This window comes from Stappia sp. ES.058 (assembly GCF_900105595.1).
Taxonomy (GTDB): Bacteria; Pseudomonadota; Alphaproteobacteria; order Rhizobiales; family Stappiaceae; genus Stappia.
Window position 1 is genome coordinate 3,502,501 of record NZ_LT629784.1, and the last position, 12,627, is coordinate 3,515,127.

The 12,627-nt window shown below is 65.4% G+C and carries 8 protein-coding genes and 1 pseudogene (1 of these 9 only partly in view); 2 read left to right on the forward strand and 7 right to left on the reverse strand.

Going from position 1 to position 12,627, the window contains the following annotated elements; all coding sequences use genetic code 11:
• Positions 1 to 1,726, forward strand: partial view of a M23 family metallopeptidase gene (locus tag BLU32_RS16220; RefSeq protein WP_093808645.1) — the 3' portion only. 236 nt of this gene lie to the left of the window's left edge; 1,726 of the gene's 1,962 nt are visible here — the last part of the coding sequence; the start codon falls outside the window, past its left edge; the stop codon is at positions 1,724 to 1,726.
• 124 nt (positions 1,727 to 1,850) lie between these two features.
• On the opposite strand, the gene clpB is transcribed toward BLU32_RS16220, so the two are convergent.
• The 7 genes and pseudogenes from clpB to BLU32_RS16250 form a co-directional block, all read right to left on the reverse strand.
• A complete protein-coding gene (gene clpB, locus BLU32_RS16225; protein ID WP_093808647.1) occupies positions 1,851 to 4,448 on the reverse strand; it encodes an ATP-dependent chaperone ClpB in 2,598 nt (865 codons plus the stop codon).
• 293 nt (positions 4,449 to 4,741) lie between these two features.
• Entirely contained in the window at positions 4,742 to 5,134 is a 393-nt protein-coding gene (locus BLU32_RS22365) for a hypothetical protein (RefSeq protein ID WP_244501892.1), read from the reverse strand.
• 294 nt (positions 5,135 to 5,428) lie between these two features.
• A pseudogene (locus BLU32_RS22370) lies at positions 5,429 to 5,614 on the reverse strand (DUF4167 domain-containing protein); the annotation flags it as partial.
• 416 nt (positions 5,615 to 6,030) lie between these two features.
• Positions 6,031 to 6,924, reverse strand: coding sequence for a peptide chain release factor N(5)-glutamine methyltransferase (prmC, locus tag BLU32_RS16235; RefSeq protein WP_208976903.1), 894 nt, complete (start codon positions 6,922 to 6,924; stop codon positions 6,031 to 6,033).
• The gene (gene prfA / locus BLU32_RS16240; protein ID WP_093808651.1) at positions 6,921 to 7,994 is read right to left on the reverse strand and encodes a peptide chain release factor 1; all 1,074 of its coding nucleotides are present in this window, start codon (positions 7,992 to 7,994) and stop codon (positions 6,921 to 6,923) included. The genes prmC and prfA overlap by 4 nt, the downstream gene beginning before the upstream one ends.
• Before the next feature lie 83 nt (positions 7,995 to 8,077).
• Positions 8,078 to 10,345: a phosphoenolpyruvate--protein phosphotransferase gene (gene ptsP / locus BLU32_RS16245; RefSeq protein ID WP_093808653.1), complete on the reverse strand. Its 2,268-nt coding sequence runs from the start codon at positions 10,343 to 10,345 to the stop codon at positions 8,078 to 8,080.
• 90 nt (positions 10,346 to 10,435) lie between these two features.
• Positions 10,436 to 11,686, reverse strand: a complete 1,251-nt coding sequence (locus BLU32_RS16250) for an aspartate kinase (protein WP_093808655.1) — start codon at positions 11,684 to 11,686, stop codon at positions 10,436 to 10,438.
• 163 nt (positions 11,687 to 11,849) lie between these two features.
• Here BLU32_RS16250 and ubiG point away from each other — a divergent pair, with 163 nt between their 5' ends.
• On the forward strand, positions 11,850 to 12,626 hold the full coding sequence (gene ubiG / locus BLU32_RS16255) for a bifunctional 2-polyprenyl-6-hydroxyphenol methylase/3-demethylubiquinol 3-O-methyltransferase UbiG (RefSeq protein ID WP_093808657.1): 777 nt from the start codon (positions 11,850 to 11,852) through the stop codon (positions 12,624 to 12,626).
• The last annotated feature ends 1 nt before the right edge of the window (position 12,627 follow it).

Consider the following 12,627-nt stretch of genomic DNA (forward strand, 5'->3'; position numbering starts at 1 on the left):
CTTCCAGTCCTCCGGCACGTCGGGCCGCGACTCGGCAAAGGGCGACCGCGTGATCCGCGCGGCGGCACAATACTCCAACCGTCAGGTCATTCCCGTGTCGACGGTGCATCGTGTCGGCGACCGCGACCACATCAAGGTCCGTCCCTTTGCCCTGGTCACCGCCACCTTGGCGACGCGCGCCTCGCGCGAAACAGCCGCGGATATTCCCCCCTTCAATCCGATCAAGCTTTTCTCCGACAACAACGTGCTTCCCGAGCGCGCCGTCAGCGATGCCGTATACGATGCGCGGGTGGAAGGCGAAGTGTCGATCAGCGTCCGCGACTTTCCGGTCGACAATCCGCTCGCCATCACCAAGACCGGGCTGCAGGACGTCGAGATCGAACAGATCGTGCGCCAGTCGGCGCGCTTCCTTTCGGGAAATTCCATCGACAGCGTGGCCGGGCCGGTGATCGATCCGGGCCGTTTCGACTTCAACCTGGCGCAACAGCCCGAGCTGTCCCGCCTCAATGTGCGCATCACGCCGGAGAACGTGTCCTTCGTGTCCAAGAGCGACACGACGGATGCTTTCGCCGGCATGGAAGAGAAGATCATTCCGGTTTCGGGAGACCGGACCTTCCGCGAGGTGCTTCTTGAAAACGCGGCGGGCGAGGAGGCTGCCGACGCGATCATCAGCGCCTTCGAGCGGGAGTTCAGCATCAAGGGCATCGACAGCGGGCAGCGGATCCGTCTGGCGATGGCCGCCAGCGCGGATGCGGCCGAGCGCATGGTGCCGCAACGCATCAGCCTTTACACCGACACCGACCACCAGGCCACGGTTGCACGCTCCGACACCGGCGACTTCGTCGCGGCCGAAGCTCCGGACACCTTCCTCCCGGACGCCTTCGCGGAGGCCGACCGCGTCGGCTACGCCGGCACCACGCCGACGCTTTACGACAGCCTCTACCAGACGGCGCTCGAGCAAAACGTCGAGAAGGACCTGATCTCCGACCTGGTGCGGATCTTTTCCTTTGACGTCGATTTCAAGTCGCGGGTGAAGCCGGGCGATTCCTTCGAGGTGTTTTATGGTCTTCAGCAGGATGACGCCGACGTGTCGGCGGAGATCCTCTACACCGCGCTGACCAACCGCAGCACCACGCGGCGTTTCTACCGCTTCCGTACGCCGGATGACGGGGTCGTCGATTTTTATGACGAGACCGGCAAGAGCGCCAAGAAGTTCCTGATGCGCAAGCCGCTGTCGGGCGGCCGTTACCGGTCCGGTTTCGGCATGCGCAAACACCCGATCGTCGGCACCATGCGCATGCACAACGGCGTCGACTGGTCCGCCCAGCGCGGAACGGCGATCATGGCGGCCGGCGGCGGCGTGATCAGCCGGGCGAAATGGGTCTCGGGCTACGGGCGCCGCATCGAAATCCAGCACGCCAACGGCTACACGACGACCTACAGCCACCAGACGAGCTTCGCCAAGGGCATCCGCGAGGGCATGCGCGTTCGCCAGGGCCAGGTGATCGGTTACGTCGGCTCGACCGGCCTGTCGACCGGTCCGCATCTGCACTATGAGGTCAAGGTGAACGGGCGCTTCGTCAATCCGATGCGCATTCGCCTGCCGCGCGGGCGTGTGCTGGAGGGGGACGTTCTGGAAGCTTTCAACCGGGAGCGCGACCGCATCGACACGCTGGTCCAGCGCGCGGCCGGTCCCTCGCGCGTCGCCTCCCTCGCCAAGCCGTAGACACGGCCGGCTTCCTGCCTTGCCGCGGGTCAGGACATGAAAAAGGCCCCGGGCGCCAGCGTCCGGGGCCTTTGGTTTGCAAGGTGGCGGCGCTCATTCGAACGCGCGCGTCGCGCACCTGGCGTCAGGCGGCCGCGCTCTGGGATCCGGCCACTTCGAACAGCAACCGGTCGCTCCCCGCGGAGCCCCGCACCGATTGTCCGTCGGCAACCTTGCCGGCGAGGATCAGTTCGGCGAGCGGGTCCTGCACCTCGCGCTGGATCACCCGCTTGAGCGGACGTGCGCCATAGGCCGGGTCGTAGCCTTTGTCGGCGAGCCATTCGCGGGCTCCCTCGTCCAGCGTCAGCTCGATCTTGCGATCGCCCAGCAACCGCTCCAGACGGTTCAACTGGATGTCGACAATCGCCGCCATCTGGTTGCGCTGCAGCCGGTGGAACAGGATCTGGTCGTCCAGCCGGTTGAGGAACTCCGGCCGGAAGTGCGAACGAACCACCGACATGACCTGATCGCGCACCAGCGAGGAATCCTCACCCTCCGCCTGGCCGGTCAGAAATTCCGAACCGAGGTTCGACGTCATCACGATCAGCGTGTTGCGAAAGTCCACCGTCCGGCCCTGCCCGTCGGTCAACCGACCGTCGTCCAGCACCTGCAACAGCACGTTGAACACATCCGAATGTGCCTTTTCGATCTCGTCGAACAGGACGACCTGATACGGACGACGCCGAACCGCTTCCGTCAGCGACCCGCCCTCTTCGTAACCGACATAACCCGGAGGCGCGCCGATCAGACGGGCGACGGAATGCTTCTCCATGTATTCTGACATGTCGAGGCGCACCATCGCGGTCTCGTCATCGAACAGGAACTCCGCCAGCGCCTTGGTCAGTTCGGTTTTGCCAACGCCCGTCGGGCCAAGGAAGAGGAACGAGCCGATCGGCCTGTTCGGATCCTGAAGCCCGGCGCGGGCCCGGCGCACCGCCGTTGAAACGGCATGCACCGCCTCCTGCTGCCCGATCACCCGGCGCGCGATCTCGTCTTCCATGCGCAACAGCTTCTCGCGCTCGCCCTCGAGCATCTTGTCGACCGGGATGCCGGTCCAACGCGACACGATGTGAGCAATGTGATCGGTGGTGACGGCCTCTTCCATCATCGCGCCCGCATCGTCCTGCCCTTCGGCGTCGGCAATCGCCTTCTCCAGATCGGGAATCACGCCATAGGCAAGCTCGCCGGCGCGCGCCAGGTCCCCCTGGCGCTGCGCCCGCTCAAGATCGCTGCGGGCCTGGTCCAGTTGCTCCTTCAGCTTCTGTTCGGAGGAGAGCTTCTGCTTTTCCGCCTGCCAGCGGGTCGACAGAGCCGACGCCTCTTCCTCCAGATCCGCCAGTTCACCCTCAAGCTTGTCTAGCCGGTCCTTGGCCGCCGCATCGGTCTCTTTCTTGAGCGCCTCGCGCTCGATCTTGAGCTGAATGATCCGCCGATCGAGCTCATCGAGCTCTTCGGGCTTGCTGTCGACCTGCATCCTGAGCCGGCTGGCCGCCTCGTCCATCAGGTCGATGGCCTTGTCGGGCAAAAACCTGTCTGTGATGTAGCGGTTGGACAGCGTCGCCGCAGCGACCACGGCGCTGTCGGTGATCCGCACGCCATGATGCAGCTCGTATTTCTCCTTGATGCCGCGCAGGATCGAGATCGTGTCCTCGACCGTGGGTTCGGAGACGAAGACGGGCTGGAACCGTCGGGCAAGTGCTGCGTCCTTTTCCACGTGCTTGCGGTACTCGTCGAGCGTGGTCGCGCCGACGCAATGCAATTCGCCGCGCGCAAGAGCGGGTTTCAGCAGGTTTGACGCATCCATCGCGCCATCCGCCTTGCCGGCACCGACCAGCGTGTGCATCTCGTCGATGAACAGCACGATCCCGCCAGCGGCCGCCTGCACCTCGGAGAGAACGGCCTTCAGCCGCTCCTCGAACTCGCCGCGGTATTTGGCGCCTGCGATCAACGACCCCATGTCGAGCGCCAGAAGCTTCTTGTCCTTGAGGCTCTCCGGCACGTCGCCGTTGATGATGCGCAGGGCAAGGCCCTCGGCGATCGCCGTCTTGCCGACGCCCGGCTCGCCAATCAGCACCGGATTGTTCTTGGTGCGGCGCGACAGAACCTGGATCGTGCGGCGAATTTCATCGTCGCGGCCGATTACCGGATCGAGTTTGCCGTCGCGCGCCGCCTGGGTCAGGTCGCGGGCGTATTTCTTCAGGGCGTCATACTGGCTTTCGGCCGAAGCGCTGTCGGCCGTACGGCCCTGCCGCAGATCGTTGATCGCCTCGTTGAGCCGGGCCGGCGTGACACCGGCCGATGCCAGCGCCTTGCCGGCGTCGCTGTCCTTGCTCATGGCAAGCGCGAGCAACAGCCGCTCCACCGTGACAAAGGAATCGCCTGCCTTATCGGCGATCTTCTCCGCCTGGTCGAAAAGCTGCGCCAGCGGCGGAGCAAGATACAGCTGCCCGCTGCCGCCCGACACCTTGGCGATGCCTGCAAGCGCCTTGTCATTGGCAAGCGTCGCATCCTTGACGCGCCCGCCGGCCTTTTCGATCAGACCGGCGGCCATGCCTTCCGGGTCGTCGAGCAACACCTTCAACAGGTGCTCGGGCGTGAACTGCTGGTGGGATTCGCCGATCGCATAGGTCTGCGCCGACTGCACGAATCCCCTTGCGCGTTCCGTGTATTTCTCAAAATTCATTTGTCACCTCCAGATCAGGTCGCCCCCCGCAGCAGGGCGCCCTTTCGGATTGCGGGCCCGCATTCGGCGCCCACACGGTCGTCAGCGACCGCTCACAGGATATAGTGTGGCATTTCGATCACAAAAGAGGGAAACCCCTTAGCACAAACAAAAAAGGGACACGCGATGACGCGTGCCCCTCGGTATCCGCCTTGGCCGCCCCGCAGATGCCCCACGGCATGTCCGCAGGATCCCGCAAAGGGCCCGATGACGATCGTCAGTCCCGCGACCGGACAGTGCCGGTCGCCGGACCATCAGGCGTCATTGGTGGCCGGCGTCTCGCTCTTTTCTTCGGGCGCGGCGGCCTTGGGCGTGCGCGGGCGAGGCGTGCGTCGCGCCTTCGGCTTCGGTTCGGCGGCCGGTTCCGCCGTCTCTCCGCCACCGGCAGCAGCATCGGAAGGACCATTTGCGGCCGGCGTGTCGCCCTGGGCGGCATCTCCGGCACCGGCCTCGTCGCCCTGACCCGGATTTCGGGCCTTGCGCAGACCGCGTCCCCGCGTACCCCGCGTCCGGCGACGTCCGCGATCCTCGTCGTCGCCGCTGGCCTCCTCGTCCTTCGCCTTGGCCGTGTCGGAGCCGCCACCGGCGCCTGCGCTCTTGGCGTTCAGCACGGGCATGTTCTCGACAAAGGGCTGAGGCGCATCCACCGGCATAACCGGCTTGCCATTGTCATCCGAAGCGGCCGTGTCATGATCATCACAGTCGCCGCGATCGCCGCGATCGCCACGAGCGCCGCGAGTACCACGGTCGCTGCCGCGATCATCACGGTCACTGCGGTCGCGACGGTCCTGCCGGTCCTGATGCTCAGCGCGTTCGGTTTGCGCCTCGGCCTCGTCCTCGGCCTCATCACCGCGCGGAAGCACAACCGGCTGCTGCATGCTCTGCTGGGCAGACGCGATGATCCGCAGGTAATGCTCGGCGTGCTGGTAATAGTTTTCCGAGATCACACGATCACCGGCAGCGGCCGCGTCGCGCGCGAGCTGCTGGTACTTTTCGGCGACATGATGCGCGGTTCCGCGGATCTTCACGTCGGGTCCGTTGGACTCATAGGACCGCGAAAGCGGATTGGGTCCTTTACGGCCGCCACGGCCACGGATGCGTTTGTTGTTCTGATTTCCTGGTCTCATTCTGCCGTTTTCTCTCAGGAACGGCGATCGACAACGGCCGATCAACAGTCCGGTCCGAAACGAACCGGCGCCATGAAACGCAACGAGACAAAGTCGGTGTTGCGCGGTCCGTGCAGGCCCTTCACTCGGAAGCAAGGCGACGCGTGAGCGCCTGCCTCTCCGGCCTTCTGGAAGGAGTAACCTGAACAGACCTATGCCAAGTTGCCCTGGGACCCGAAAGTCCTCGGCGCATTGTCCTCGACGGTGGATGCCCGTCGCACAATGCAGGATCCGGCTGGAACGAAAAGTCTCTCAAAAACTTGTCGAACTGCCGACCCGTGGATAATAGCACCACCCCCGTCGGGTCTCGGCGCTCAGAAACTAGCCGGTTCCGCCCGGTTTTCCAAGCGTCTTTTTCAAACAGGCAAAATATGGTGTCATTTTGCAACCCTGCGCGCGACAACGACACGGTCGCGACCTCCAAGGTCTTGAAAGACCGAAACGTCTTCCAGCCCGCTGTCGTTCAGGATCCGACGCACGGCGGCCGCCTGGGACACCCCGATTTCGACGAGCACCACGCCGCCATCGACCAGAACACGCGCGGCCTCGGTGGCGATTCGTCGATAGGCGGCAAGTCCGTTGTCCTTTGCAAACAGCGCCAACGGCGGATCGAACAGGCGCACTTCGCGGGAAAGGTCCCCGCTTTCGCCGGGCGCAATATAGGGCGGATTGCTCACCAGGATGTCGAAACCGGGCGCCAGCGCATCGGCGAAATCGCCGCGAACGGCGCTGAACCGCGCGGCCACCCCGTGGCGCTCCGCATTCTCGCGCGCCGTCGCCAGAGCCGGTTCGCTAAGGTCGAGGGCGAGCGCATGCGCGGCCGGCAACTCATTAAGGAGCGCGACGGCGATACACCCGCTCCCTGTCCCGATGTCGGCGAACCGCCACGACCGGTCGCGCCCGCCTTGCGCCTCGCACCACCTAAGCGTCTGCTCGACAAGCGTTTCGGTATCGGGCCTCGGCTCGAGCGTTTCCGTCGACAGGGCGAAATCCAGCCCCCAGAACTCGCGCAGGCCCAGAATGCGGCCGACGGGTTCGCCGGCAAGCCGGCGCGCCATGAATTGCGCGACCAGATCGGCAGTCTGCGAAGAGACCAGCGCATCCGGATCCAGCACGACACGGTCGACCCCGACCCCTGCGGCAAAGGCGGCCAGCACGCGCGCGTCGAGCGCGGCATTGTCCATCCCCGCATCGCGAAACGCCGTGCGCAGTCGCGCCGCGAGCCGGCCAAGCGATTCCGGTGCCCCGCCGTCGCCGGAATGCGGTGTCACAGGCCTTCGTCCGCCAGAAGTCCGGCCTGGTGATCGAGGATCAGCGCATCGATCACCTCGCCGAGCGCCTCGCCGCTGACGATTTCTGGGAGCTTGTAGAGCGTCAGCCCGATGCGGTGGTCGGTCACCCGCCCTTGCGGGAAATTGTAGGTGCGGATGCGTTCCGACCGGTCGCCGGAGCCGACCTGCAGCCGGCGCGCCTCGGTGCGCTCGTCGGCAAGGCGCGCGCGTTCCGCATCGAAAATGCGCGCGCGCAGCAATTGCATCGCCTTGGCCTTGTTCTTGTGCTGAGAGCGTTCGTCCTGCACCCCGACGACGATGCCGGTGGGAATATGGGTTATGCGCACCGCCGAATCGGTGGTGTTGACGTGCTGGCCGCCGGCGCCCGAGGCGCGGAACGTGTCGATGCGCAGGTCCGCATCGGCAACGGTGACGTCGACATCCTCCGCCTGCGGGAGAACCGCGACCGTCGCCGCCGAGGTGTGGATGCGCCCGCCCGATTCCGTGTCCGGCACCCGCTGCACCCGGTGAACACCGGACTCAAACTTCAGTCCGGCAAAAACATTCTGCCCCGAGACCGACGCGATCACTTCCTTGTAGCCGCCGGCCTCGCCCTCGCTGGCCGACAGGATCTCCATCTTCCAGCCCTGAAGCTGGGCGAAGCGCTGGTACATGCGAAAAAGATCGCCGGCAAACAGCGCCGCCTCGTCGCCGCCGGTCCCGGCCCGCACCTCGAGAATGACGTTTCGGCTGTCGGCAGCATCGCGCGGCAGGAACGCCAGGCGCACCTCCTGCGACAGCGCCTCGATGCGCTCGACCAGCGTCCCGCGCTCCGATTCGGCCAGCACGCGCATCTCCTTGTCGTCGCCGGCGTCGGCGATCATCGCCTCGACGTCGGCAAGTTCGGCCTCGGCCTCCTGGAGCGCGCGCACCTTCGCCGCCAGCGGCTCCAGTTCGGCGTAGTCGCGCGACAGGCGCACATAGGTTTCCGGATCGGGGTTTTGCGTCATCCCGTGCTCGATCTCGGCAACGCGCGCCAGAAGCGCTTCCAGTTTTTCCGCCGCAATCATTGCGTGACGACATCCTTCTGATTTTGGAAAACAGGCTTGAAGACCGGTCGTGACCGCACCGGTGGCGGGGCGAGAATGGCTCGCTACAACGAAATGTCGTTGTCAGAGGCAAAGGCGCGCAAAAGCGCGCGCGGGTCCTCAAGCGCCCCGGGCGTTTCCAGCCGGGGAAGAAGCCGTGCCGACAACCGCCCGAGGTCGAGGCCGCGCACCATGGCCTTCACCGGCCCAAGCGCCGCCGGCGACATCGACAGGGCGCGATAACCGAGTGCGGCAAGCGCCATCGCCTGCAGCGGCTGACCGGCGATTTCGCCGCACAGCGTGACCGGCGTGTTGTGCGCATTCGCGCGCTCGACGATCTGGCGCAGAGCCCTGAGGAACGGCACGCCCATCGTGTCGAACCGCCCCGCGACCCGCGTGTTGCCGCGATCCACGGCGGTGAAGAACTGGAACAGGTCGTTGGAGCCGATCGAGGCGAAGTCGACGACGTCGAACAGCTCGTCTAGCTGATAGAGCAGCGAGGGCACCTCGATCATGACGCCGAGCTGCAGGCGCTCGGGCCCTTTGTGATCGTGCCGGCGCAGATGCTTGATCTCGCGGTCCACCATGGCCTTGGCCTGGTGGAACTCCGAAACCGCCGACACCATGGGGAACATGATGCGAAGCTCCCGGCCCGCCGCCGCATGCAGCAGCGCACGGATCTGGGTGCGCAGGATGCCCGGACGGTCGAGTCCGAAGCGGATCGCCCGCCAGCCCATCGCCGGGTTTTCCTCCTGGATCGCGCGTAGATACGGAAGCACCTTGTCGCCGCCGATGTCGAGCGTGCGGAAGGTCACGGGCCGTCCGTCCGCCGCATCGAGCACCTGGCGATAATAGTCGGTCTGCTCGCTCATGCGCGGAAACGACGAGGCCACCATGAACTGAAGCTCGGTGCGGAACAGTCCGACGCCGGCCGCGCCCGATTCGGAGACCGCGGGCAGGTCGACCAGCAGGCCGGCGTTGAGCTGGAGCGAAATGTCGACATTGTCGCGGGTGATCGACGGCTTGTTGCGCAACCGCCGGTATTGCGCCTGACGACGGGCGCGAAAGCGCACCTTCTCGGCGTAGGCGTTCTCGATGTCCTGCGCCGGGCGCAGGTGGATCTGGCCGCTTTCGCCGTCGACGATCACCGCATCGCCGGATTCCGCCAGGCTGACAAGGTTTTCCGCAAGTCCGACGGCGGCGATGCCCAACGCCCGCGCCACGATGGTGACGTGGCTGGTCGGTCCGCCTTCCTCCAGCGCCACGGCACGAATGCGGTCGCGACCGTAGTCGAGAAGCTCCGCCGCGCCCATGTTGCGCGCCACGATCACCGCGTCCTGCGGCAGGCTTTCCGACACCGGCCCGTGCTGGCGGCCCATCAGCTCGCGAATCAGCCGGTGCGCGAGATCGTCGAGATCGTGCAGCCGCTCGCGCAAATAGGGGTCGGTCTGGCGCATCATCCGCGCGCGGGTGTCCGACTGGACCTTCTCCACCGCGGCTTCCGCAGTCAGACCGTTGTTGATCGCTTCCTCGATCTTGCGGATCCAGCCGCGATCGTTTGCGAACATCCGGTAGGCTTCCAGCACCTCGCGATGTTCGCCGTGCTGCGCGAAATCGCCGGAAGCCAGCAGATCGTCAAGGGAAATGCGCAAGCGCGCGATCGCGCGCTCCAGTTTCGCAAGCTCGGCGGAGGCATCCTCGGCAATGAGATTGGTGACCACCACCCGCGGTTCGTGCAGCACCACATGACCAAGCCCGACACCGTCGGACAACGCAACGCCATGAAAATGCATCGGCCGCGTCAGGTCGAGCTTGGTGCCCTGCTGGACGATGGCTTCCAGTTCGCCGGCCGCGACCATTTCCGCAATCACCATCGCGGTGGTCTGCAGCGCCTCGACCTCATCCTCGAAATAGGTGCGGTGCGACTGGTTCTGCACCACCAGCACACCGAGCGTGCGGCCCGCGCGCAGGATCGGCACGCCGAGGAAGGAATTATAGGCGTCCTCGCCCGTCTCCGGCCGATAGGCGAAGGCGGGATGGGCCTGGGCGTTGGGAAGATTGAGAGGACGCGCATCGGCGGCGATCAGGCCGACGAGACCTTCACCGACCTTGAGGCTGGTCTTGTGCACCGCGTCGCGGTTGAGACCCTCGGTCGCATAGAGTTCCAGCACGCCGTCGGCGCGCAGAATATAGACGGAGCAGACCTCGGCCACCACATTGGCCGCGATCAGGACAACGATCTTGTCGAGCCGTTCCTGAGCGTTGATCGGCTCCGCCATCACTTCACGGAGACGCCGCAGCAGAACACGGGGGCCGGCGAGAGTGCTCCGCATCACCCGTCTAGTCCTTTCCGCCTGGTCCGAACGGGCGACAAGCCCACCGACATCCGGCCCTGCAAGACAGCGGGACCGGCAGCCGTTCGCTTACCCGTCCAGTTCGTATAGCGAATGGAGAGTCCGCACCGCAAGCTCGGTGTAGGCGGAATCGATGAGAACGGAGATCTTGATCTCCGATGTGGTGATCGCGCGGATATTGATTCCCTTTTGCGCAAGCCCCTCGAAACAGCGCGCCGCTATGCCCGCATGCGAGCGCATCCCGATGCCGATCACCGAAACCTTCACCACGTCGCGCGCGCCCTCGATCGCCTCGTAGCCGATCGCGTCGCGCTGGTCCTCAAGAACGACGAAGGCGCGGTCGTAGTCGCTTTCGGGAATCGTGAAGGTGATGTCCGTGGTGCGCCCGTCGGGCGAGATGTTCTGGACGATCATGTCGACGTTGATGTTCGCATCGGCAAGCGATCCGAAGACGGCGCTGGCGACGCCCGGCTTGTCGTCGACGTTGCGGATGGAGACCTGCGCCTCGTCCCTTGCAAAGGCGATACCGGTCACGACTTGCTGTTCCACGATTTCATCCTCGTCGCAAATGAGTGTCCCCGGCGGCAGGCCGCCCGCGCCGACCTGCGGCGCATCCGGATCGTCGAAGCTTGAACGCACGAAGGTGCGCACGCCATGCACCATCGCCATTTCAACGGAGCGCACCTGCAGCACCTTGGCGCCGAGCGAGGCCATCTCCAGCATTTCCTCGAACGCGATGCGTTCCAGCCGCCGCGCCCGCGGCACGATCCTCGGGTCGGTGGTGTAGACCCCGTCGACATCCGTATAGATATCACAGCGGTCGGCGCCGATGGCGGCGGCGATCGCCACCGCGCTGGTGTCCGATCCGCCACGACCGAGCGTCGCGATCCGGTTGTCAGGCGCAACGCCCTGAAACCCGGCGACCACGGCGACCTGCCCATTGTCGAGGCGCTCGATCAGCCGGTCGCCGTCGATCTCCGTGATGCGCGCGGCGCCATGCTGGGAATCGGTCTTCAGCGCGATCTGCCAGCCCTGCCAGGATCGAGCCTCGACGCCCATGTCCTGCAGCACGATGGCGAGGAGCCCGCTCGTCACCTGTTCGCCGGACGCGACCACGGCATCGTATTCGCGCGCATCGTGCATCGCCGAGGCCTCGCGGCACAGACCGACGAGCTTGTTGGTCTCGCCTGACATGGCCGAGACGACGACAGCCACCTGATGGCCGGCATCGACCTCGCGTTTCACATGGCGCGCCGCGTTTCGGATCCGCTCCATATTGGCGACGGATGTTCCGCCGAACTTCAAAACCAGTCGGGCCATGGCACACGTATGACACTGCGAGCGTGAAAGGGGCCGCACCGGCGTAAAGCCGGGCGGATCGGCGCATAGCCATACAGACTGCGACGCCCCACCGCAACTGTCGCGCTTGACAAAGCGCCTGCGACCATCGACCAAACCAGAACCAAGCGAAAGGGACCACACGATGAGCGCCGCACAGTCTTCGAAGGGCACCACCACCGGCACGGTCGACGATGCCGAGGTCGCCCGATTTTCCGCGCTTGCGGCGGAATGGTGGAACCCGGCCGGCAAGTTCCGCCCGCTGCACAAGTTCAACCCCGTCCGCCTCACCTACATCAAGGAGCAGGTCTCGGCCCGGTTCGGCTGCGACGACCGCGCGGCGGACGCCTTCAAGGGCCTGACATTTCTCGATATCGGCTGCGGCGGTGGGCTTTTGTGCGAACCCATGGCCCGTCTCGGCGCGCATGTCGTCGGCGCCGATGCCTCCGCCACCAACATCGAGGTCGCAAAGCTTCATGCCGAAAGCTCAGGCCTTCAGATCGACTACCGCGCCACCACGGCGGAGGATCTCGCCGCCGCCGGTGAAAAATACGACGTCGTGCTCAACATGGAGGTCGTCGAACACGTCTCCGACGTGCCGCTGTACCTCGACGCCTGCGCGCAACTGGTGAAGCCCGGCGGGCTGATGTTCATGGCGACCATCAACCGCACGCTGAAAGCCTATGCGCTCGCGATCGTTGGCGCCGAATACGTCCTGCGCTGGCTGCCCAAGGGCACCCACAGCTACGAGAAGCTGGTGAAGCCGGACGAACTGGAAGGCCCGCTGACGGCCGCCGGCCTGACCGTGCGCGATCGCTGCGGCGTCACCTTCAATCCGCTCGCCGACACATGGAACCGCTCTGCCGACATGGACGTGAACTACATGATGCTGTTTTCGCGCGATGCGGACCAGGCGGCGTGAG